At 60.7% G+C, this 23,595-nt stretch carries 17 protein-coding genes; 13 read left to right on the forward strand and 4 right to left on the reverse strand.

Going from position 1 to position 23,595, the window contains the following annotated elements:
- Nucleotides 1–396: 396 nt before the first annotated feature.
- The gene (locus EDD52_RS18245) at nt 397–1,569 is read left to right on the forward strand and encodes an efflux RND transporter periplasmic adaptor subunit (protein WP_132247648.1); all 1,173 of its coding nucleotides are present in this window, start codon (nt 397–399) and stop codon (nt 1,567–1,569) included.
- An 86-nt stretch (nt 1,570–1,655) separates the two neighbouring features.
- A complete protein-coding gene (locus EDD52_RS18250) occupies nt 1,656–4,766 on the forward strand; it encodes an efflux RND transporter permease subunit (RefSeq protein ID WP_132247650.1) in 3,111 nt (1,036 codons plus the stop codon).
- A gap of 180 nt (nt 4,767–4,946) precedes the next feature.
- Here EDD52_RS18250 and EDD52_RS18255 read toward each other — a convergent pair whose 3' ends face one another.
- Together EDD52_RS18255 and EDD52_RS18260 are read right to left on the reverse strand one after the other, a co-directional pair.
- Nucleotides 4,947–5,348: a methylglyoxal synthase gene (locus EDD52_RS18255; RefSeq protein ID WP_132247652.1), complete on the reverse strand. Its 402-nt coding sequence runs from the start codon at nt 5,346–5,348 to the stop codon at nt 4,947–4,949.
- Nucleotides 5,338–6,273, reverse strand: a complete 936-nt coding sequence (locus EDD52_RS18260; protein WP_132247654.1) for a GntR family transcriptional regulator — start codon at nt 6,271–6,273, stop codon at nt 5,338–5,340. Before EDD52_RS18260 ends, EDD52_RS18255 begins: the two co-directional genes overlap by 11 nt.
- Before the next feature lie 391 nt (nt 6,274–6,664).
- On the opposite strand from EDD52_RS18260, the gene EDD52_RS18265 reads away from it, so the two are divergent.
- The 9 genes from EDD52_RS18265 to acnA all read left to right on the forward strand — a co-directional run bounded on the left by EDD52_RS18265 (nt 6,665) and on the right by acnA (nt 16,600).
- Nucleotides 6,665–7,651, forward strand: coding sequence for a Bug family tripartite tricarboxylate transporter substrate binding protein (locus EDD52_RS18265; protein ID WP_243652006.1), 987 nt, complete (start codon nt 6,665–6,667; stop codon nt 7,649–7,651).
- Between the two features lie 75 nt (nt 7,652–7,726).
- Complete coding sequence (locus tag EDD52_RS18270; RefSeq protein WP_132247656.1) at nt 7,727–8,158, forward strand: tripartite tricarboxylate transporter TctB family protein; 432 nt, start codon at nt 7,727–7,729, stop codon at nt 8,156–8,158.
- A gap of 9 nt (nt 8,159–8,167) precedes the next feature.
- The gene (locus tag EDD52_RS18275) at nt 8,168–9,706 is read left to right on the forward strand and encodes a tripartite tricarboxylate transporter permease (protein WP_132247658.1); all 1,539 of its coding nucleotides are present in this window, start codon (nt 8,168–8,170) and stop codon (nt 9,704–9,706) included.
- Nucleotides 9,707–9,758: 52 nt separating this feature from the next.
- Nucleotides 9,759–10,832, forward strand: a complete 1,074-nt coding sequence (locus EDD52_RS18280) for an isocitrate/isopropylmalate dehydrogenase family protein (RefSeq protein ID WP_132247660.1) — start codon at nt 9,759–9,761, stop codon at nt 10,830–10,832.
- A 54-nt stretch (nt 10,833–10,886) separates the two neighbouring features.
- A complete protein-coding gene (locus EDD52_RS18285; RefSeq protein ID WP_132247662.1) occupies nt 10,887–11,558 on the forward strand; it encodes an aspartate/glutamate racemase family protein in 672 nt (223 codons plus the stop codon).
- 12 nt (nt 11,559–11,570) lie between these two features.
- Nucleotides 11,571–12,857 (forward strand): 3-oxo-tetronate kinase, encoded by a 1,287-nt coding sequence (gene otnK, locus EDD52_RS18290; RefSeq protein WP_132247664.1) that lies wholly within the window; start codon nt 11,571–11,573, stop codon nt 12,855–12,857.
- Nucleotides 12,854–13,495, forward strand: a complete 642-nt coding sequence (otnC, locus tag EDD52_RS18295; protein ID WP_132247666.1) for a 3-oxo-tetronate 4-phosphate decarboxylase — start codon at nt 12,854–12,856, stop codon at nt 13,493–13,495. Before otnK ends, otnC begins: the two co-directional genes overlap by 4 nt.
- A gap of 7 nt (nt 13,496–13,502) precedes the next feature.
- Entirely contained in the window at nt 13,503–13,976 is a 474-nt protein-coding gene (gene rraA / locus EDD52_RS18300; protein ID WP_132247668.1) for a ribonuclease E activity regulator RraA, read from the forward strand.
- The gene (acnA, locus tag EDD52_RS18305) at nt 13,973–16,600 is read left to right on the forward strand and encodes an aconitate hydratase AcnA (protein WP_243652007.1); all 2,628 of its coding nucleotides are present in this window, start codon (nt 13,973–13,975) and stop codon (nt 16,598–16,600) included. The genes rraA and acnA overlap by 4 nt, the downstream gene beginning before the upstream one ends.
- Before the next feature lie 150 nt (nt 16,601–16,750).
- Here acnA and EDD52_RS18310 read toward each other — a convergent pair whose 3' ends face one another.
- Both EDD52_RS18310 and EDD52_RS18315 read right to left on the reverse strand, forming a co-directional pair.
- Nucleotides 16,751–17,674 (reverse strand): response regulator transcription factor, encoded by a 924-nt coding sequence (locus tag EDD52_RS18310; protein WP_132247670.1) that lies wholly within the window; start codon nt 17,672–17,674, stop codon nt 16,751–16,753.
- Complete coding sequence (locus EDD52_RS18315; protein ID WP_132247672.1) at nt 17,671–21,018, reverse strand: hybrid sensor histidine kinase/response regulator; 3,348 nt, start codon at nt 21,016–21,018, stop codon at nt 17,671–17,673. The genes EDD52_RS18310 and EDD52_RS18315 overlap by 4 nt, the downstream gene beginning before the upstream one ends.
- 262 nt (nt 21,019–21,280) lie before the next feature.
- Here EDD52_RS18315 and urtA point away from each other — a divergent pair, with 262 nt between their 5' ends.
- Nucleotides 21,281–22,552: an urea ABC transporter substrate-binding protein gene (gene urtA, locus EDD52_RS18320; protein WP_132247674.1), complete on the forward strand. Its 1,272-nt coding sequence runs from the start codon at nt 21,281–21,283 to the stop codon at nt 22,550–22,552.
- A gap of 116 nt (nt 22,553–22,668) precedes the next feature.
- Complete coding sequence (gene urtB, locus EDD52_RS18325; protein WP_132247676.1) at nt 22,669–23,595, forward strand: urea ABC transporter permease subunit UrtB; 927 nt, start codon at nt 22,669–22,671, stop codon at nt 23,593–23,595.

The raw sequence follows: 23,595 nt of genomic DNA on the forward strand, positions 1-23,595 counted from the left end.
GGTGAAAACGGTTTGCTTGGGTCAGGTGCCGGATGCTTTGGGCGACGCGTCAGGCTTGGCGCCGCAAATCAGCGGCAGGTGCGGTGCCTGGCATGCCCTTGGCGTGACGAGGGAGCGTTTCTGATCTTCGCTCTGACGCCACCGCGTCTGTTGCCCGACAGCGCAAAGCCAGAGCTGTGGAAAGGTTCCTGATGCTTGGCTACTGCCCGGGCCGCGCCAAAAAACAGAAAAGCACAGCGAGTGTGCAATTTGCGCTATGGCGTTGCGCCTGAAATTGGGGCAGATGCTGCGGCAAACCCCCAAATTGCGGCTCTCCACGGCCGTGTCACGTCGCATTCACCGACAGCGGACATAAACTGTCCAAGACAAGTCTATTGAAAAGCAAGGTTATCCCTTATGCCGAAGCGTATCATTTCTACCGCTCTCGTTGTTGCCGCGATGGCAATGATGGGCACGCCCGATCAGCTTGCGGCGCAGCAAGGGGGGCAGGGCCGCCCGCCCGCCGCGGTCACCGTTGTGACGCTGGAGCCGCAGACAACGACGCTGACTTCGACCTTGCCGGGCCGTGTCGCTGCGTCCGCCATGGCAGAGGTGCGGCCGCAGGTGTCCGGCATCATCACGCAGAAGTTCTTCAAAGAGGGGTCGTCAGTGGCAGAGGGCGACGCGCTCTACCAGATCGATCCGGCCAGCTATGACGCGACGCTGGCGCAGGCCGATGCCTCTGTCGCTCAGGCGCAGGCCCAGTTGAACGCCGCGCTGAAATCGGCCGCGCGGGTGGACGAATTGCAATCGCGCAATGTTGCCAGCGCACAGGCCAAGGACGACGCGGATGCCGCCCGCGCCAGCGCCGAGGCCAACCTTCAGGCGGCTCAGGCGCAGCGCGCCGCGGCTCAGATCGAGAAGGACAGGACAACCATTCACGCGCGCCTTTCGGGTGTGATTGGCCTGTCGCAAACAAGTCAGGGTGCGCTTGTCACGGCGAGCCAGGCCCTGCCGCTGGCCGTCATCCGCAACATTGATCCTGTCTATGTGAACGTCACCCAGTCCGCTGCGGACCTTTTGGACTGGCGTCGCGGACAGGCCACGGCGCAACTGGAAAACTTCGATCCGACCGTCACGCTGACCCTTGCGGACGGCAGCACCTTCGACCAGACCGGTAGCCTGACCGCTGCGGAGCCAAGCGTTGATGAGCAGACCGGGGTGGTCGTGTTGAGAATGGAATTTGCGAACCCAGACAAGCTGTTACTGCCCGGAATGTATGTTCAGGTTGAACTTCCGACGCGCACGCTCAACGATGTTTTTCTGGTCCCGCAAGAGGCCGTCACCCGGGATCAGCGCGGCGAGGCGATCGTGCTTGTTGTCGACAAGGACAACGTGGTGCATTCCAAGGTTGTGAATGTCCTGACCGATCAGGGCGCGGATTGGATCGTCGATGCTGGTTTGCAGGCCGGTGACCGCGTGATCGTTGCCGGGCTGCAAAAAACCGCAGCCGGGGCGACCGTCGCCCCTGAAGAACGCGCACGCGCCGAGGCCCCTGTTGGCGACATGACCAGCGCCGCCGCCGATTGACCTGAGAGAACAGGCCAAACACCCGCCACGCGCTGCGCCTGATTGTCGTCCGCAGAATTCCGACCCCTTGTTTCGAAAGAGCCAATATGGCCCGTTATTTCATCGACCGCCCGATCTTTGCCTGGGTCATCGCACTCTTCATCTCGGGCCTTGGGATCCTTTCGATCCTTTCGCTACCGGTCGCTCAATATCCGCAGATTGCCTCGCCCTCGGTGGCGATCCGCGCCTCTTACCCCGGTGCCTCGGCGGATACCGTCGCCAACACCGTCACCCAAGTGATCGAACAGCAGATGACCGGGCTGGACGGGCTGCGCTATTTCTCGTCCAGTTCAACCTCTGCCGGGGGTGCCAGCATCACCCTGACGTTCGAGACGGGAACCGACCCGGATATCGCCCAGGTTCAGGTGCAGAACAAGCTGTCGCAAGCCACGGGCTTGCTGCCGGAATCCGTGCAACGCCAGGGGGTTACGGTTCAAAAGTCATCCTCGGGCTTCTTGATGGTTGTTGCGCTGATTTCAGACGACGGTAACTACAATGCAACCGATCTGTCGGACTACCTGTCGTCCAATATCGTCAACGATATCAGCCGGGTGGATGGCGTCGGCAGCGTGCAGGTCTTCGGGGCGCAATACGCCATGAGGATCTGGCTGGACCCTGCGAAACTGGCGGCCTTCAACCTGACGCCCTCTGACATCGTGGCGGCAGTATCCGAAGAAAACGCCCAGATTTCGGCCGGGTCATTCGGTGCGCGCCCCACCCTGGAGGGGCAGCAACTGAACGCCACGATCACGGCGCAATCTTTGCTGCGCACGCCCGAGGATTTCCGTCAGATCGTCATCCGCGCTGAAACGGATGGCGGGCTGGTGCTGCTGCATGATGTGGCCCGCGTCGAGATCGGGGCAGAGAATTACTCAACCATTTCAAGGTTCAACCGTTCGAACTCTACCGGTATGGCGATTTCGCTGGCGCCGGGGGCAAACGCGCTGGACACCGCGAGCGCAGTGGAGACGCGGCTTAACGAGCTGGCAGAGTTCTTTCCTGACGGTGTCAGATACGTAATCCCCTATGACACCACGCCCTTCGTCCTGATTTCGATCGAGGAAGTGGTCAAGACCTTGGCCGAAGCGGTCGTTTTGGTCTTTCTGGTAATGCTGTTGTTCCTGCAAAACCTGCGTGCCACGCTGATCCCGACGCTGGTCGTGCCAGTGGTCCTGTTGGGGACGTTCGGGGTGCTGGCGGCCTTTGGCTTTTCGATCAACTCGCTGACGATGCTGGCCATGGTTCTGGCCATCGGCCTGCTGGTGGATGACGCCATCGTGGTGGTTGAAAACGTCGAACGGGTCATGGAACAGGAAGGCGCGACACCGCTGGAGGCCACGCGCAAATCGATGGACGAGATCACCGGCGCGCTGATCGGCATCGCGGTGGTGTTGACCGCCGTCTTCGTCCCGATGGCATTCTTTCCCGGATCGACCGGGGTGATCTACAAGCAATTCTCGATCACCATCATCTCTGCGATGGTGCTGTCAGTGGTGCTTGCCCTGACGCTGACGCCGGCGCTTTGCGCAACTTTGCTGAAACCCAAGAAACACGGCAAACAAACCGGTCCCTTTGCGTGGTTCAACACCGGTTTTGGTGCCACCTTGTCGGGATACGCGCGCAGTATCAGCTGGATCGTGCGCCGCCCGTTTCGCGTGGGGCTGATCTATGTCGCGATCATTGTTGCAACTGTGTTCATGTTCATGCGCACGCCCGGTGGCTTTCTGCCCGACGAAGATCAGGGCATCCTGTTCACTTTGATCCAGACACCCACCGGCGCCACGGCAGAGCGGACGCTGGAAGTGGTCAAACAGGTTGAAGATTATTTCCTCGATCAGGAGAGCGATGTCGTGGAGTCGGCCTTCGGTGTGGTCGGGTTCAGCTTTGGCGGGCAGGGGCAGAACCAGGCACTGGCTTTCGTGCGGCTGAAGGACTGGTCGGAGCGCACGCAACCGGGGCAAAGCGTGCAGGCCCTTGCAGGCCGGGCCTTTGGGGCGCTCAGCCAGATTCAGGATGCAATGGTGTTCCCCATCGTTCCGCCCTCGGTCATTGAGCTTGGTAACGCATCAGGCTTTGATTTCTACCTTCAGGCCCGCGCGGGTCAAAGCCACGAAGAGCTGCTGAATGCCCGCAATCAGGTTCTTGGCATGGCAGCCCAAAGCCCGCTGATCGCGTCGGCCCGGCCCAGCGGGTTGGAGGATGCAGCCCAGTTCAATCTGGATATCGACTGGCGCAAGGCCGGCGCGATGGGCGTATCTGCGACCGACGTGGGCACCTTGCTTACCACCGCCTGGGCTGGTCGTTACGTCAACGATTTCATCGACCGTGGCCGGATCAAGCGCGTCTATGTGCAGGGCGAGGCATCTTCACGCTCAACCCCGTCAGATCTGGATAAGTGGCGTGTCCGCAATGCCAGCGGTGGGCTGGTCCCGTTTTCCAACTTTGCCGAGGCGTCGTGGATTTTCGGGCCGCAGGGCGTGAACCGCTACAACGGCGTGGCGGCAATGCAGATACAAGGCTCTCCCGCTCCGGGCGTCAGCACGGGCGAGGCGATTGCCGAGATCGAGCGTCTGGTGGGGCAGTTGCCACCGGGTTTCGGGGCCGCATGGACCGGGCTGTCGCTTGAAGAACAGGAAAGCGGCAATCAGGCGCTACTGCTCTATGCCCTGTCTCTGGCGGCGGTGTTTCTGGCCCTCGCGGCGCTTTATGAAAGCTGGTCGATCCCCTTTGCCGTGATGCTGGCGATGCCCATCGGCTTGCTGGGCACCTTGCTGGCCGCGTGGTTAGGTGGGTTTGAAAACGGGGTCTTCTTTCAGGTGGGGCTGCTTACCGTGATTGGCCTGACCGGCAAGAACGCGATCCTGATCGTGGAGTTCGCCCGCGAACAGATGGAAGCCGGGAAGCCGTTCCTTGACGCCGCAGTTGAGGCCGCGCGCCAGCGGTTCCGGCCCATCATCATGACGTCCATGGCGTTTTCACTCGGGGTGGTTCCGCTCGTGCTAAGCACCGGCGCGGGATCGGGTGGCCGTCAGGCGATCGGTGCGGCCGTACTGGGCGGAACGCTGACCGCGACAATCATCGGAGTGCTGTTCGTGCCCTTGTTCTTTGTCATCATCGCCCGGCTGGCCGGTGAAGGGCGAAGGTCGAGAGCGAAATGAAAAGATAGGTCGCGGCGGCTTGGCGCCCGCCATCGCCGCGATAAACACTTTAAGAGTTGGTCGTAAACTTCTTATTCCAAATACTTTCGCGGGTTTGGATTCCGCTTGTGAAACTGCGGGTACCTGCGGAAAATGCACTGCCGATGCCGCCGCAGGCAGGCGTCAAAGCTTGGACTTCTGTCAGTTGTTGTCCAGCGCCTTGAGCATGAGTGTCGCGCTTTTTTCGTTGATGGCCATGGCGGTGTTGTAAAGCGTTGCCAGCCGAACCAGGGATTTCACATCGACATCATGCGGCAAGGCCGACAACGGGTCGATAAAGAACACCAAGGCGTCAAGGCGCTTTTCGGCAATCATTGCCCCGATCTGCGCATCGCCGCCCAGAGGGCCGCTCTTGAGGCAGGTGACAGGCAGCCCGGTCTCTTGCGTAATCCGGCCACCGGTGGTTCCGGTGCCATAAAGGTCAAGCTTTGCAAGCGCCGGTGCGTGTGCGGTCACCCACTCGATCATCGCGTCCTTCATCTTGTCATGGGCGACCAGCGCCATAGACGAAATGCCCTTGTCTCTCGCAGTGTCATTCGCCATCGCTGTGATCGCCCCTGGCTGATTTGTCCGCGGCCCAACCCCAGGTCAACGGTGATTTACGTTTCAATGCGCCGCTCAGGTGTTGCCGCATTCGGTATGACGCGTCAATGATCTCGCCGGCCTCCAGTAGCGAAAGAATTTCGAGATGCTCGGTACATTGCTCGATCAGGCGTTCCCGGTTGACCTCGGCCCGGTATTCCATCAGGCGCCGCATCCGGTTCACACGCTGAAGCGCCATCAGGAAAAACGGATTGCCCGATAACTTGATGATCTCCTCGTGAAAGAGCGATCCGTTTTCCAGCAGAGTTTCGCCGGGTGCAGTGTTGATTTCACCGTTCAACATGCCTTCCTGAATGCGCCGCTGTTCTGACAGGACCTTGTGATCAAGCTCGAACGTGGGCTCCAGCATCGCTGTGGGCTCAATCGCCATGCGCAGGCGGTAGATCTGGTCAAAAGCCTCCGGGGTTTTGGCGACGGGCAGAAACCGCCAGCCATAGCCCTCTTTGCGCTCTGCCCAACCTTCCCGTGCGGCCCTGATCAGCAGGTCCCCGACCTTGGCTTTGGTCCATCCGTAGCGCTGGCGCAGGAACTGTTCTGTCACCTCGTCGGGGATCTTGTTTGTAAGCCAGTCGTCGGCAAGCCTTTGGTACCCGTTGTCCTGATCGGCAACCACGGCATCGGGCGGGGGGGTGACCCCTGTTGGCAGATCATTTGCGACAAAGAACCCTCGGTTGGGTTGCCTGACGAGAACCTCTTGCCCTTCCAGACCCTCCAGCGCCTCGCGGACGGGCGTCCGTGACACGCCGTACCTGTCGGCGACTTGCTGTGCGCTGATATGGTGTCCGCCGGGCAGTGCGCCCGAAAGGATTTCATGCAGCAGCCGGTTGGAAATCCGCTGTGACAGCTCGCTGGTTCTTCCCGTCATATCCAATCCCCATTGCTGCCGCGTGCCGCACCGGCAAGATGTGTCGCACAACGCGACCCTTCGCCAGTTCGGTTTTACCGAAGTAAAAAACCAAAAATCTTCGTTCATGTCCAGATGTGGCATCGTTCCGCGCAGCTGAAAATTGGCCGTCCGACGCCAATCTTCCCCTGTTGCGTTCAATTTCCCAAACGGATTTCGGCCAACTAACTCTATTTATGTCAAATACTTGATCCGAACTCGTCGCCGACATGAATGGATCGATACACGACACGGGCGGTTTCTGCATTTCCGGGCGAAAATCGTGTTTGCTTTTATGCGACCAAATGTGCAATCTTTCAGGCGGCGCAAGAATCGCGCTGCAGAACAACTGCAAAAAAGGGAGGATTTTATCATGTTCATGAAGTTTGCGCGCTTGGGTGCAATCGCCGTTGCCGCATCACTGGCCGGTACGACCGGGGCGCTTGCTGAGTTCAAGCCCGAAAACCCGCAATGTATTGCGCCGTCCAATCCTGGTGGGGGATGGGATTTCATCTGCCGGACCACGGCGAAATACCTGTTTGATCTGGGCGTGATCGAGGACTCGATGCAGGTCACGAACATGTCCGGTGGCGGCGGTGGCGTTGCCTTCGCGCATGTGACCAAGGAGCGGAACGAGGACAACAACCTGATCGTCGCCGCCTCGATGAGCACCAGCGCGCGTATTGCCCAAGGCATCTATGAGGGCGCGAAGCAGGACGATGTGCATTTTCTGGCCACGTTCGGCGCGGAATATGGCGCCATCGCGGTTCAGGCCGACAGCAAGTACGAAACGCTGACCCAGATGATGGAAGACATTCTTGCCGATCCGAAATCGGTGGGCATTGCCGGTGGGTCCTCGGTGGGCAGTTTCGACCATATCAAGCCGATGCTTGTTGCACGCGAAGCAGGCATGGAAGACGTCACCAAACTGAAATACGTGTCCTATTCGGGTGGCGGCGAGGCGATGACAGGTCTTCTGTCCGGCTCTGTCGAGGCGCTGTCTGGCGATTTCTCGGAAATGCTGGGCTTCCTCGAATCCGGTGATATCCGGATCATCGGCATCCTCGCGCCGGAGCGGCTGAAGAACTACCCCGATATCCCCACCGCCAAGGAGCAGGGCTATGACGTTGTCGGGGCGAACTGGCGTGGTCTTTACATGCCTGCCGGTGCCACCGACGAGGCAAAGGAGTTCTGGAAGAACGCCATCATGACCATGGCCGAAGATCCGGGGTTCCAGGCGGCGCTTGAAGAGGCGGCGATCGAGCCGTTCAACAACTTCGGTGATGACATGCAGAACTTCGTCGCAGGCAGCATTGCCGATGTCGAAAAGCTGTCCAGAGAGATCGGTATCATCGAATAAGACGATCCCGTGTCGCGGGCTGATCTGCATGCGCGGGTCAGCCCCCCACATATCCAACTATTCCTGGAGACGACTATGAGCGACCGCATCTTCGGCGGGTTCGGGCTGGCGCTTGCCATCTTCTACGTCTGGGCCGCGACCACCATCAAAGACAGTTTCATGGTCGACATCGTCGGCCCTCGGGCTTTCCCCTACATCGTGGGCACCGTTCTTGGCCTGACGTCGATCTACTTCGTGATCCGTCCGGACAAGGAACCCGACTGGCCCATCCTCAAGGATCTGGCAGAGATCCTTTTTGCCGCGGCCGTGATGCTGGCCTATTGCTGGGTGCTGCCCGAAGTGGGCTTCGTGATCGCCACCATTTTTGCCACCGCCTATCTGACGTGGCGCCTGGGCAGTGCGCCGCTGTGGTCTCTGGTCACCGGGCTCGCAACCTCCGTCGGCATCTACGTCGTGTTTCACCTGATCCTTGGCCTTTCGCTGGCCAAGGGCCCCTTCGGCTTCTGAGGCGTCACCATGGAAATCCTGTCCCTTCTTGCTGACGGTTTCGCGGTCGCCCTGACGCCGCAGAACCTCTTTCTTTCCGTGCTGGGCTGCTTTCTTGGCACGCTCATGGGTGCCTTGCCCGGGCTTGGCCCCGCCAACGGGGTTGCGATCCTCATTCCCATCGCCTTTTCGCTCGGGCTTGGCCCGACGCCCTCGCTGATCCTGCTCACAAGCGTCTATTACGGCGCGATGTATGGTGGGCGGATCTCTTCGATCCTGCTGAATATCCCCGGTGACGAACCGGCGATGATGACCTGTCTTGACGGCTATCCGATGGCGCAGCAGGGCAAGGCGGGCGAGGCGCTCTCGCTTTCGGGCGTGGCCTCTTTCGTCGGCGCCTTTGTCGCGACATGCGGGCTGGTGCTGCTGGCGCCGCAGCTGGTCAAGATCGCGCTTCTGTTCGGCCCGGCAGAGTATTTCGTGCTCTTCACCGTCGCCTTCGCGACGCTTGGCGGCATCTCATCCACCAATCAGGCGAAATCGGCCTTTGCCGCCGCACTTGGTCTGGGCATCGCGATGATCGGCAGTGACAGCCAGACCGGCTCGCAGCGATTCACCTTCGGCCATATCCACTTGTATGACGGCATCGATTTCCTGATCGCCATTGTCGGTCTTTTCGCTCTGTCAGAAGTGTTCATTTTCCTTGAACATCACCGTGGCGGGGCGGCCAGTGCCGGTACGGCCAAAGTCGGGCGTATCATGCCGGACTTCTCGATGATCAAACGGTGCATCCCCTCGATGGCGCGCGGCACGGGGCTTGGTTTTTTCGCAGGGGTTCTTCCCGGTGCGGGCGCGTCTCTGGGGTCGTTCCTGGCCTATTCTCTGGAAAAACAGGCCGTTGACCGTGACGGCAAGACCTTTGGCAAGGGCGACCCGCGCGGTGTTGCAGCGCCAGAGGCGGGAAACAACGCAGCCTCCGGCGGGGCGCTGGTGCCAATGCTGGCGCTTGGCGTCCCGGGATCGGGCACGACGGCGGTGCTTCTGGCCGTGTTGTTGCAGCTCAACATCACGCCCGGTCCGCTGCTTTTTACCAAGAACCCGGATGTGGTCTGGGGGCTGATCGCGGCGCTGTTCCTTGCGAACTTCATCCTGCTGGCAATGAACATTCCGTTGGTTGGCATCTTCACCCGCGTGCTGATGGTGCCGACCCGTATCCTGATGCCGGTGGTGGCGATGATTTCGTTCGTTGGCATCTACTCGATCACCGGTTCGACCTTCGACGTGATGTTGATGGTGGGGTTCGGCGTGGCGGGTTGGCTTCTGCGCAAGCTTGAAGTGCCGCTTGTGCCCGTCATCCTTGGCATCCTTCTGGGCAACCAGATGGAGGTGAACCTGCGCCGCGCGATGACGATCTCGGACGGGGACTGGTTGATCCTTGTGGGAAGCCCCCTGACCATCATCCTCTGGATCATCGCGATCACGGGCTTCGTCTTGCCGATGCTGCTCGGGCGCCGCGTGAAGAAACGGATGGAAGCCGCCAGAAACGAAGAAGAATTCGTCGGGGATTGATCCCCGGCAACCTGAGACCTTGGCCCCGTATGGCCGACAACTGGAGACTAGAATGCGTATCATGACCCTGCCGTGCGACGGCATCGGACCCGAAATCATGGCAGCAACGCTGGAGGTGGTGGAGGCCGCGAACAAGCGGTTCGACCTTGGTTTGACCTTCACCGAAGAGGAGTCCGGCTTTCCCAGCCTGAAAAATCACGGCATCACCCTGCGCGAAGAAGTGCTTGACCGCGCTCGCAATGATTTCGACGGGGTTATCCTGGGTACCCAATCGCATATGGATTACCCGCCCGTGGCCGAAGGCGGGCGCAACGTGTCCGCAGGGTTCCGGATCGGGCTTGATCTTTATGCCAATGTCAGGCCCGCCCGAAGCCGCGATTTCATCCCCAACAAGGCGCCGGGCATGGACCTTGTCATCATGCGCGAAGCGACCGAAGGGTTCTATCCCGACCGCAACATGTTCAAGGGGGTGGGAGAGATGATGCCCGATCCCGACATGGCCCTGTCAGTGCGCAAGATCACGCGGCACGGATCGACGCGCATCTGCCGCGAGGCATTCAAACTGGCGATGCAGCGCGACAAGAAAGTGGCGGCGATCCACAAGGCCAACTCCTTTCTGATGACCGATGGGCTGTTCCTGGAATGCTTTCGTGAGGTGGCAAAGGACTTCCCCGAGGTCGAGACCGAAGAGCTCATCGTGGATGCCTTTGCCGCGCTTCTGGTGCGCAAGCCCGAAACCTATGACGTCGTCGTGGCGACCAATTTCTATGGCGATATCCTGTCTGATCTGGCCTCGGAACTGTCGGGCTCGCTTGGCCTTGCCGGGTCGATCAATGCCAATGCGGAAACGGGTCTTTGCTGCGCGCAGGCACAGCACGGCTCTGCCCCGGATATCGCGGGCAAGAACATTGCCAACCCGACCTCGTTGATCCTGTCGGCGGCGATGATGCTGACATGGCTGGGCGAACAGCGCGGCGTGCAAAAGCTGATGGACGCCGGTACCTGCATCACCGAAGCTGTCGACGCGGTGATCGACGATCCGGCCAGACGCACCCGCGATCTGGGCGGTATTGTGAATTGCGACACGTTTGGAACCTATGTCGCACAGCAGGTCGCCGGCGCCTGAATGCCCTATGCGAGGTGCCGACCGTCGGCGCCTCCTTTCGGAAGTGGAGATCCCATGCCCACCGGTCCTCGCATCGCCTTGATCCACGCCACGCGTGTCGCGATTGATCCAATTGAACTCGCGGTCAGGGAGCTGTGGCCGCAGGCAGAGACCGTATCCATCCTGGATGAGGGGCTCTCGGCGGACAGGGCGAGCGGGCGGGCCAGTCTTGAAACGCTCAACGCCCGTATCGTGACATTGGCGCGCTATGCGGAAGGGATGAAACCGGATGGTATCCTCTATACCTGTTCGGCCTTTGGCCGGGGAATTGTAGAGGCCGCCGCGACCTCTGCTCTGCCGGTGCTCAAACCCAACGAGGCCATGTTCGAAGCAGCCTTTGACCACGGAACTGACATTGCGATGATCTATACGTTCCCCCCGGCCGTGACGGGTATGGAAGAGGAGTTTGCCGAAGAGGCTGCGCGACGGGGGTCGCAGGCAAGGCTGCGGTCAATCCATGCCGGGGGCGCGCTGGAGGCGCTGCGGGCAGGGGACGCTGATGCGCACAACCGGCTGATTGCCCAAGCCGCGCAGGCGATTGGCACCGCCGACGCGATACTGCTTGCCCATTTCTCCATGGCGCGTGCCGCGCATTCGGTGCGATCCGTGACCGGCATACCGGTGCTTTCCAGCCCGGAAACAGCTATTCGCAAGTTACAGGCGGCGTTGACCCAACGCCCGGAATGAGGAAAGACCGAGATGCTGATTGGTGTCATAGCCGATGATTTTACCGGGGCAAGCGACATTGCGAACACCCTTGCCAAGGGCATAGCGCCCGAGGGCGGCTTGGCGACAGCGCAGTTTCCCGGCACCCCAAGCCAGCCCGCGCCCGCGCATCTGGAGGCGGGCGTCATTTCTTTGAAAAGCCGGACGGCCCCTACCCAAACGGCCGTTGCAGACAGCCTCGCGGCGCTGAACTGGTTGCTGGATCAAGGGTGTCAGCAGATCATCTTCAAATATTGTTCGACCTTCGATTCCACACCCGAGGGAAATATCGGGCCTGTCGGTGAGGCCTTGGCGCTGGCGCTGAATGCACGTGCCGTTGTGGTTTGTCCCGCCTTTCCCACGGTCGGGCGCACCCTCTATCAGGGGCATCTTTTTGTCTTTGACAAGTTGCTCAGCGAAAGCGGCATGGAACATCATCCGCTGACACCCATGACAGACCCCGACATTCGGCGTGTCCTCGGCCGCCAAACGCAACAGGGCGTTGGCCATGTTGCCCAGACGGTTGTGAGCGCAGGCGTGCAGAGCGTCGCCTCTGCCCTGGCCGCGCAGGCGGAAGGTGGCACCATGTTCGCAGTGGTGGATGCAACCTCCGATCAGGATCTCTTGACGATCGGAGAGGCCATCGCCGATGCGCCGCTGATCACCGGCGGGTCCGGCATCGCCTTGGGCTTGCCGCGCAACTTCATCCGCAAGGGGCTGGCAAAGGGGGCAGAGACGGATCTGATCGCCCAGCCCGGCCCGCAGGCCATTCTGGCCGGGTCCTGCTCCGGGGCGACGCGCGGGCAGGTCGAGCTGCATGCCAAGACACAGCCCAGCTACGCCATCGACGTGCCCAAGGTCATGGCAGGGGATGTCACGGCGCAGTCTTTGGTGGGATTCATCCAAAGCCATCAGGGAGAGGCGCCGCTGGTCTATTCGTCGGGCGCGCCCGAGATGGTCAGGGCCATTCAGAAAGAGTTCGGCCGGGAACAGGTGGCGTCCAGACTGGACGCCCTGTTTGCAGAAACCGCACGCCTCCTGGTTGGGCTGGGGTATCGCAAAATCGTGGTTGCGGGCGGGGAAACCTCGGGCGCCGTGGCCCAAGCGGTGGCCGAGGCAAAGGGCAGCCCGGCGATGCAGATCGGACCCGAAATCGACCCCGGCGTGCCGGTTCTGAGCCTCGGCTCAGCCGAGCCTGTGCTGCTCGCCCTGAAATCGGGGAATTTCGGTGCGCCCGACTTTTTTGCCAAGGCGCTGACCATCATGGGAGCGGGCAAATGACATCCAGTGAAAGCCAAGCCCGCGAGGAAATGGCACGGTTGTGCAAGTCTCTTTTTGATCGCGGATTCTCGGTCGGGACTGCGGGAAATGTCTCGGTCCGGCTGGAAGACGGTATCCTCATGACCCCGACCAATGTCCGGCTGGGCGATCTGGACCCCGACCGTATCGCCAAGATCGACAAGGACGGCAATCACATCGCTGGCGACCGCCCGACCAAGGAAGTTTTCCTGCATCAGGCGTTCTACGAAACCCGCCCAGATGCGGGCGCTGTCGTGCACCTGCATTCGACCTGGGCCACCGCCTTGTCCTGCCTTGAAGATGTGGACCCGGACGACTGCATCCCGCCCCTGACCCCTTACGTCGTCATGCGGGTCGGCAGCGTGAAGCGCGTCCCATATGTCAAACCCGGTGATCCCAGATCTGGCGATCTGATCCGCGCGCTCAAGGGAAAATATGCCGCTGTTCTGCTTGGCAATCACGGACCGGTCGTCAGTGGCAAGACCCTGTTTTCCGCCGTCTGTGCGGCGGAAGAGCTGGAAGAAACGGCGAAACTTCTGGTCGCGCTACGCGGGCAGAAAACCACGCTGCTGACCAATGACGAGGTCGCCGATCTGAAGGCAACCTTTGGAACCATCTGAGGATATCATGAAAACAGCCGACCTGATTGATGACCACGCATCCCACCTGCGCCTTGTGCATTTGCCTTTCCGAAAATTCGGTCGAAAACCGTTTATCGGGGGCCGGATCGAGACGGTCAAATGCTTTGAAGACAATACCACCTTGCGGGCTCTTTTGCAGACGCCCGGCGAGGGGCGGATTCTTGTCGTCGACGGTGGCGCCTCTACACGCATTGCCATTCTGGGCGATATGATCGCGGGTTTTGCGATTGAAAACGGATGGCAAGGTTTGATCATCAACGGCGCCATTCGCGACAGTGTCGAGATTGACGCGATGGAGATCGCGGTCTTTGCCCTTGGAACCTCGCCGGTGAAATCGGCCAAGGAGGGGTGGGGCAAGTCCGGGTGTGAAATTGCGTTCGGCGGGGTTGTCTTTGAACCCGGCACCTACGTCTACGCGGATGCGGACGGGGTATTGCACAGCGCGACGGAACTCGGGTGACGTCTCGCGGCTCCACCTTGCCGCGAAGCAGCCACGCAGCACCACACCAGAAGGCGCTTGAATTTACGGACCTGCCGAAACTGCTGGGCAGCAGGCTATACCGGCTGCCCCATGTTCTCAGACTTTTGGCGGAAAATCACCTGCGGTCGGGCGGGCAACCGGAAATGCTGCTGGAGACGCTCGACAGCTGGCTGGCCACGGGAAAGGGCGGGGCTGAACTGGTCTTTCGCCCCAATCGTATCCTGATGCATGACACGACCTGCACGCCTGCGCTGGCCGATATTGCCGGGCTGCGGGACGCGCTGGCAGAGGCCGGGCAAGACCCGGAACGCTTGATGCCCAGCTTGCCGGTGGATGTCTCTGTCGATCATTCGCTGGCCGTTGATGTCTATGCTTGCAAGACAGCGCTTGCCCGAAACGGCAGGAACGAGATTGCGCGCAATTCCGAACGATATGCCTTCATGAAATGGGCCTCCCACAACATGCCGGGGGTGCGGGTACACCCGCCCGGCACGGGGATCATGCACACAATCAATCTGGAGCAACTGGCGACTGTAGTGGTCGTGGATGACGCAGGGTTTGCGCATCCGGACATGCTGTTGGGTACAGACAGCCACACGCCGATGATCAACGGGATTGGTGTTCTTGGCTGGGGCGTCGGGGGGCTAGAGGCGGAAAGCGTCATTTTCGGGCAATCGGTATCGCTGGCCGTGCCGGACGTGGTGGGCGTCGAGCTGACAGGGGCGCTGCCGTCTGGAGCAACTCCCACGGAACTGGCGCTGGTGGTGACGCATGTGCTGCGCGCGCTTGGCGTCACCGGCAGTTTTGTCGAGTTTTTCGGGGTCGGCGTGTCTGGCCTTAGCGCGGATGCCCGCGCCGTGGTTGCCAATATGGCGCCGGAATACGGGGCATCAACGGGATTTTTCCCGGTAGATGATGAAGTGATAGCCTATCTTCGGCGCACAGGCCGGAAGGCGGAGCTGATCGACAGCATCGCGCCGGTTTTTCGACAGATGGGGCTTTGGTTCGATCCGGATGAACGCCCGCAGTACAACCGCCAGATCAGGATTGACCTGTCCGAAATCGGGCCCCGGATTGCCGGGCCGCGCAGGCCTCAGGATTGCTGCCTGCCCAAAGATGCCGGTCGCGAAATCGAGCTGGCCATCGGTCGCAAACTGGCGCCATCGCCTGCGGACGTCTCAACCGTTCCTGATGGGGCGGTGGGCATCGCTGCGATCACCAGCTGCACCAATACGTCTGACCCTCGCATGATGATGGCTGCCGGGTTGCTTGCCCGCAAGGCGCGCAGATTTGGTCTTCGCCCGCCGGATTGGGTGAAGACGTCGCTGGCGCCGGGGTCGCCATCGGCGCAGGCCTATCTGCACCGCGCGGGCCTGCTCGAAGACCTCGAAGCCGCAGGTTTTGGCATTGTCGGATTTGGCTGTACCACCTGCATCGGAAATTCCGGCCCTTTGCCTTCGCTGGTCGAACAGGCGATCACGGATGGCCGCGCCATCTGCGCCGTGCTGTCGGGCAATCGAAATTTTCCGGGACGGGTCCATCCGAAACTTGACCTCGCCTTTCTTGCCTCGCCTCCGATGGTTGTGGCTTACGCTTTGAAGGGAGTTGTCACAGGGGATATTCTTACAGACCCTATCGGCCGGTCGGGTGACGGGCGGCAGGTCACGCTTTCCGACATTTGGCCAACCGAAGAAGAGGTCAGCGCAGCGCTTGCCAAGGGCTTCCAGTCGGACGACGTGGTGCAGGAATTCGCGCAAGCGCAGAAGAGCACAGCGTGGGCCGGGATCAAGGCCGTGAAGGCTGCGCAGTTTCCATGGGACCCGGCCTCCCGCTATCTTCGACGACCGAAATTTGCGTCGAGGGACGAAACCTCGCGCTTGGGTCATTACCGCGCCGCGCCACTGATGGTGCTGGGCGACGACATGACCACTGATCACATCTCGCCCGCTGGTTGGGTTGACCCGCAAAGCGCGGCAGGACGGTGGCTGATCGAACGGGGCGGAAATCCGGAAGACCTGAATGTTTATGCGGCCTATCGCGGCAATTGGGAGGTGATGCTGCGCGGCTTGTTCACCAACAGGCTGGCGGTTAACGCGCTCGCCGACGATCTTCCGCCCGCCCACACGGTACTGGCAGACGGGCGGCCGCGCCCGGTATTCGAGGCGGCCAATCTGCTCCAGTCCGCTGGGCAGTCCAGCGTAATTCTGGCAGGTGACAGGTATGGTATGGGCTCCAGCCGGGATTGGGCCGCCAAGGGGGTGGCCTTGCTGGGGGTGCGCGCGATCATTGCCGTTGGGTTTGAACGCATCCATCGCAGCAACTTGATCGGAATGGGGGTGGTTCCCCTTCAAATCATTGACGGGTTTGTTCCGCACGATGCGGGGCTGCTGCCGTCTGACCGGTTTGAAGTCACCCTGCCGCATCAGACACTGGAGCCAGGGCTGGAAACCGACGTGATCCTTCATTGCAAGGGCGCTGCCATGCGGACCATTCGTTGCCGGGTCGCTGTTGAGACCCTGCAAGAGGTCGAAACCCTGCGTGGAGGGGGCATCCTGCCCGGTATCCTTCGCAGTTTTTCAACGCAAAGAAATAGGCAGAGATAATCGAATACATTTAAAAAATAACGATTTTGGAGCCTTCCGATATGAGTGGTTCACCAGCCCCATTTGGCCCTCTTTGCACGTCCAACCCCGCTGTCAGAAGTTACTTCCACAAGGGCCGTTCAAGCCGCTGAAACGGGGAAAGATGTCCGATCAGGAGGATTGCAGAACCCTGTCGGCCATCACCGCGGCCGAGGTCCGGTTGTCGACTCCCATCTTGTGAAATACCTGCTCAAGATGCTTGTTCACTGTGCGGGCGCTGACGGACAGGATGTCGGCAATGTCGCGGTTGGTCTTGCCGTGAGACAGCCAAAGCAGGACTTCGGCCTCCCGCGCGGTCAGGCCAAAGGCGGTGAGGAGGCGCTGGTCGTCCGGCAGGCCCGATCCGGACCGCAGACGGACCATCAACTCGCCTTCTGCAAAACCGATCATGGTCAGCGTGAGCTCTTCGATGAAGAGGGGCCGTGCCTGCGACACCGGGACATTCGCCATTTCCAGAAGCCAGTCGCGCAGGGGGCCTGTGGCATGATCGCCATCAAAGAGCGGCGCGCCCCGCATATTCTCGATTTCGGCAAGCGCGCTTTGCGTCCCCCAGGACAGCCGCCCATCGGCCAGCATCGCCAGAACGCTTTGATCGGCATAATCCAGCGCGGCACGGGCGGATTGGATCGCGCGGGCGTTCATGACGTGACGGGTGATCCTGGCGATCAATTCGTCAATCACCACCGGTTTCGTCACATAATCCACACCGCCTGCGCGCAGGCCGGACAGGATATGTTCCGGCTCTGTCAGGCCGGTCATGAAGATCACCGGGGCCGCTTCGGAAATTGGTGGGGCTTTCAGTCTGCGACAGGTTTCAAACCCGTCCATTCCGGGCATGAGCGCGTCCAGCAGGATCACGTCGGGCCGCACCCTTTGCGTCAGGCGGATGCCCTCTTCGCCAGAACGCGCCACAAGGACGGTCATCCCGTCATTTTCCAGCGCATCACTGACCAGGCCCAGAGTCTCTGGCGCATCATCAATGACAAGCACAATATATCGGCCCGGGGTGACGGGGGCGCTGTTGTCGGCTCTCATGTCTCCATCTCCTTCAAAACCCGCGCGATCCCTGCCAGATCATATTCGGCCAGATACCCGTCAAGGCGCGCGCGCAGCGGGGCGTCCAGCTGGCCGCCCTTTTCCAACGCATCGAGTTCGCGCACCATTCCGGCGGCGTGGCCGATATCTGCCAGCCCGATCAGGCGTTGCAGCGCGTCGGCGGGCAGTCCCTGTTCCGGGGCGTTGCCGTGTTCTGCCTCGTTGAAGGTCAGGTCCACCTTCAGAAGGGCAGCCATGCGCGACACAAGATCGTTGAGCGAATAAGGTTTGACCACGAATGCATCATACAGCCCGTTCCGGTTGACCGGCTGGCGCGCTTCCAAAGCGTGCCCGGTGACCATGACGATGGGCGTGGCGCGGTATTTCGGGTTTTCGCGCAATTTTTCCGCCAGCTCCCAACCCGTCATGTCTGGCATGTCGATATCCAGAAGGAACAGATCCGGGGTAAGTTCATCAACGAAAGTCAGAGCAGTCTTCGCGTCCGAGAATGGTTGCAGCAGAAAGCCCAAAGGCCGCAATACGGTCTCAAGCAGGTTGAGGTGGTCGGTGTCGTCGTCCACGGCCATGATGGTTTTGCGCGCGCCGGTATATCCGGTGGCGCTTGTCTGGTCGGTGCGCCGCCATGTCGGCCCAAGCGGGGCCACCCCCTGAACCGAAGGCAGCATCAGCCGGACGGAAAAGGTGGAGCCCTTGCCCTTTTCGGTATCAACCGTGATCTCTCCACCCAGGATTTCGACCAGCAGTCGCGTGATTGTCAGGCCCAGCCCCGATCCGCCGGCTGATTTCTGGGTCAGCCGCTCGAAGGGTTTCCAGATCCGGTCCACCTGTTCGGGATCAATGCCAATGCCGGTATCGCTGATTTCAAACCGCGCAATTTCATTGCGGTAGGACAGCGACAGGCTGACCGATCCGCTGGCGGTATAGCTGATCGCGTTGGATAGCAGGTTGATAAGGATCTGGCGAAGGCGCTTGGCGTCAAAATCGATCCAGTCCGGCAGATTGCCCTCGATCCGGATGCCAAAATCCAACCCTTTCTCGCGGGCCTGGCGTTCGAAGATTGCGGAAATCTGGTTGAGCAGGGCAGGGAGGTTGATCCTGTCCCGGTGAATTTCCAGCCGCCCGGCCTCGATCTTCGAGATGTCGAGCAGGTTTTCGATGAGCCCGGCAAGATGTTCGGACCCGCGCCGGATTGCCAGCACGGCCCCGCGGCGGTTGCGTGGCAGGTCGCCGTCGCGTTCAAGAACCTGCGCATAGCCATAGATCGCGTTCAGCGGGGTTCGCAATTCGTGGCTGATGCCGGCCATGTAACGGGTCTTGGCCAGGTTCGCGGCCTCTGCCTTTTCCTTGGCCGCCTGCAGGGCGGCGTCGGTGCGTTCATGCGCACGGATTTCCTGCAGCAGGCGTTGGGTCTGGATGTCGGCCTCGTGCCGGGCCTTGTGATGGCTTTCGGCCGTCAGGATGAAGGTCCAGACGATCACACCCACGACCACCAGAACGCTGCAAAAGATGATGGCGAGCACGGCGTCGAGATTGCTGCTGGCGGCATTGCTGCGGATCACCAGAAGCAAAAGGGCAAAGACCGACACAGGCAGCACCGTCGCCATGATGAACAGGGCCACGCGGGTGGCCAACATCCGGTAGAGCCTTTCAGGCAGCCAGCGCTTCATCGCGGAGATGAAGACATGGTCTATGCGCGCCTGCGGTTTGCAGGCATCGCGGCAAGAGGCATCCAGCGTGCAACACAGTGAACAGATCGGCCCGGCATAGAACGGACAATGGGTCATGTCTTCGTTATCGAACCGGAATTCACAGACATAGCAGGTGGTGGTCTGGCCGGGTTGCGGCTCTGACCCGCTGCCAAGGTCCGGGACAGGGCGCGCGATATAATAGCGCCCTTTGGTACGCCACGCGATCAGGGGGGCCATCAACAGTGCGACAAGCAATGCGATCAGCGCCGAAAAGCTCTCGGCCAGCGGGCCAAACATGCCCCCCCATGCCAGCAGGGACAGGACCACGGCAGCGCCCATCGCACCGGTCCCGACCGGGTTGATGTCATAAAGATGCGCGCGGCGAAACTCGATCCCGCGGGGGCTGAGGCCAAGGGGTTTGTTGATCACCAGATCCGCCGTCAGCGCCCCGATCCACGCAAGGGCCACATGAGAGTAGAGGCCCAGTATTGCTTCGATGGCGTGAAAGACGCCCAGCTCCATCAGGATCAGTGCGATGCCCACATTGAAGATAAGCCATACAACGCGGCCGGGATGCGAATGCGTCAGGCGCGAAAAGAAGTTCGACCATGCGATTGACCCGGCATAGGCGTTGGTCACGTTGATCTTCAGCTGGGACAGGATGACAAAAGCGCCCGTCAGGACCAGAGCGATCAGGGCCGAGGGCATCACCGTCTCGAAGGCCACGTAGTACATCCGGGTCGGGTCTGTCGCTTCGCGCAAGGGGACAGCTGCGGCCACTGCCAGCGTTACAAGGAACGATCCCGCCAGCATCTTGACGACACCCAGAACAGTCCATCCCGGCCCGGCCGTCAACAGCGCCATCCACCAGCGCCACCGATCCCGCGGGGTGCGCGGTTCCGGCAGAAAGCGCAGGATGTCCACCTGCTCGCCAATCTGCGCGATGAGAGACAGAACCACCCCCATGGCCGCGCCCACCATCATCATGGTCGGGCCCGCCTCGCCCCGCGCGCCGGTAAATCCGGTCCAGGCCGAAAGATCTGCGCCCGACAGCGCCAGAAGCAAGAAAGGCAGGATGTGGAGCGCCACCCAGATCGGCTGTGTCCAGGCCTGAAAGGCCGAGATTTTGGAGAACCCGTTCACGACCAAGGGGATAACAATGATAGCCGACAGAAGGTATCCGACTGCCACCGGGACGCCGAAGCAGAAATCCAACGCCAGGGCGAGGATTGCAGCCTCCAGCGCGAAGAAGATGAAGGTGAAGCTGGCATAGATCAGCGAGGTGATCGTCGACCCGATATAACCAAAGCCCGCCCCGCGCGTCAGCAGGTCGATATCCACCCCGTAGCGCGCGGCGTAATAGCTGATCGGAAGCCCGGTCAGAAACAGGATCAACCCGGCCAGCATGATTGCAAGGATCGCCGCATCAAAGCCGTAGGTCAGCGTGATCGCACCACCGATGGCTTCGAGGGCGAGAAAGGAAATCGATCCCAGCGCCGTGTTCGCCACGCGCCCATAGCTCCAGCGACGGGCCCGCCGCGCGGTAAAGCGCAGCGCGAAATCCTCCATCGTTTCGTTGGCAACCCAACGGTTGTAGCTCCGGCGTCCGCCGGTTGCGCGAAATGCGACCACCATGTCTTCCCTGTCCAATGCCGCCCCTTTTTTGGAACGGTCTGCTTTTTCTGCGTTGGCACAGTATCGGCGCATCATGTCGGAAACCAGACTTGGCACAGCCCAACCTGCGAGGTGACACAAAAACGCTCGCTGCGATAATGGTGAGGAGAAACGCGCACTCCTATACGTCATTCGACGTATACTGCACTGCAGCATTTCCTGTCAGCCTCGGGTCACCAACGATTGCCAATGCAACGATGAGCTGACCGACAAGGAGGCACCAATGACAAAATCCGACACGCCCATGGGGACAAAAGGGCTAAGCCGACGCGCTGTTCTGGCCGGGGGCGCGGCTTTGACCGCATCGCTTTTCGCGCCCAAAGGACTGCGGGCGCAGGACTTTCCCACTGCCGCCGTGAACACGACCGGGCTGGCGGTTACCGATGACACGGTGACAATCGGCATCCTGCACTCTGTCACCGGCACGATGGCGATTTCCGAAACCGGGTCCGTTCAGGCCGAGAAACTTGCCATCGAGCAGATCAACGCACAGGGCGGCATTCTGGGTCGCAAGATTGAATATGTGCAGGAGGACGGCGGTTCCGACTGGCCGACATTTGCCGAAAAGGCCAAGAAACTTCTGGTGCAGGACAAGGTGGCTTCCGTCATGGGGTGCTGGACCTCTGCCAGCCGCAAGGCCGTGCTGCCAGTCTTCGAGCAGTATAACGGCATGCTCTATTACCCCACTTTCTACGAGGGTCTCGAAGAAAGCCCAAACGTCATTTACACCGGGCAAGAGGCGACACAGCAGATCATCGCGGGCCTTGACTGGGTCAACAAGACAAAGGGCGCCAAGTCGTTCTATCTGCTGGGGTCGGACTATATCTGGCCGCGCACCTCGAACAAGATCGCGCGCAAGCATATCGAGAACTTCATGGACGGCTGCAAGGTCGTGGGCGAGGATTACTACCCGCTGGGTCACACGCAGTTCAACTCTGTCATCAACAAGATCCGCCTGAAAAAACCCGATGTGATCTACGCCATCGTTGTGGGCGGCTCGAACGTGGCCTTCTACAAGCAGCTGAAGGCCGCGGGCATCGACATGACCAAGGAAGATCCGATCCTGCTGACCATCTCGGTCACAGAGGACGAGATCCGCGGCATTGGCGGCGAGAATATCGACGGCGCCTATGCGTGCATGAAATACTTCCAGTCGCTCGACAACCCGAACAACGCCGAATTTGTCACTGCTTTCAAAGAGATGTGGGGCGATGATATCGTGATTGGCGATGTGACCCAGGCCGCTTATCTGGGGCCATGGCTGTGGAAAGCGGCGGTCGAGAAGGCGGGCAGCTTTGATGTCGACAAGGTGCGCGAGGCGTCCCCCGGTATCGAATTGCCCACCGCGCCCGAAGGATACGTCAAGATCCACGAGAACCATCACCTGTGGTCCAAGACCCGTGTGGGCCATGCCAAGGCGGATGGTCAGTATGAAGTGGTCTACGAGACCGCAGAGCTGGTCGAACCCGATCCCTTCCCCGAAGGCTACCAGTAAGACACGCGTCCGGCCCCCCTGTTGCGGGGTCGGACCGCATCTGCCCCGGCAGCGCGCATGATCCAGTTGGGCGCGGTGCAGGGTTCGTACTCCCATTCACCTCGGAAAGGCAGGCCATGTTCTCCGATTACACTGCCAGCGAGCTTGGCGCGATCTTCGCGATGCAGGGCTTTGCCGGTCTCATTCTCTTCTCGGTCTTCGTGCTCATGGCGCTGGGGCTGGCGATCATTTTCGGCCAGATGGGCGTGATCAACATGGCGCATGGGGAATTCATGATCCTCGGCGCCTATGTCACCTACCTGTTGTCGAACTTCTTTGCCGACTACATTCCCGCGCTCTTTTCCATGTATTTCTTTCTGGCAATGCTATGTGCCTTCGTCGCGTCGGGGGCATTGGGGCTGTTGGTGGAATGGGCGCTGATACGGCACCTCTACAAACGCCCGCTCGATACGCTTCTGGCGACCTGGGGCCTCAGCCTGATCTTGCAGCAGATCTATCGCTCTGTCTTTGGCGCCCGCGAAGTCGGCGTCACCATCCCTGACTGGATGATGGGCTCTCTGCCCCTGACCGACATGATCGAGATCCCGATCAACGGCATCTTCGTGATGGTCCTTGCGGTGAGTATCTCCATTGCGGTCTACGTGATGATGTACCGCTCGCGCTGGGGCCAGCAGGTGCGCGCCATCAACAACAACCGTCAGATGGCCGATGCCGTGGGCATCAACACGGCGTGGACGGATCGCATGACCTTTGCCATCGGCTGCGGCGTGGCGGGCGTGGCAGGCAGCGCCTTCACCATGATCGGATCGACCGGACCGACGGCAGGGCAGCAATATATCGTCGATACCTTCCTCGTCGTGGTCTTTGGCGGTGCCGGCAGTCTTCTGGGGACAATCGCAAGCGCGTTTTCGATCTCTCAGGCCCAGTCGATCATGGAGTTCTTCCTTTCCGGTTCCATGGCCAAGGTCCTGACCCTGCTGACCGTCGTCTGCATCCTGATGCTGCGTCCGCAGGGCCTGTTTACCCTGAAACTGCGTAAGTGA

It is taken from the genome of Primorskyibacter sedentarius, assembly GCF_004342065.1.
GTDB lineage: Bacteria > Pseudomonadota > Alphaproteobacteria > Rhodobacterales > Rhodobacteraceae > Primorskyibacter > Primorskyibacter sedentarius.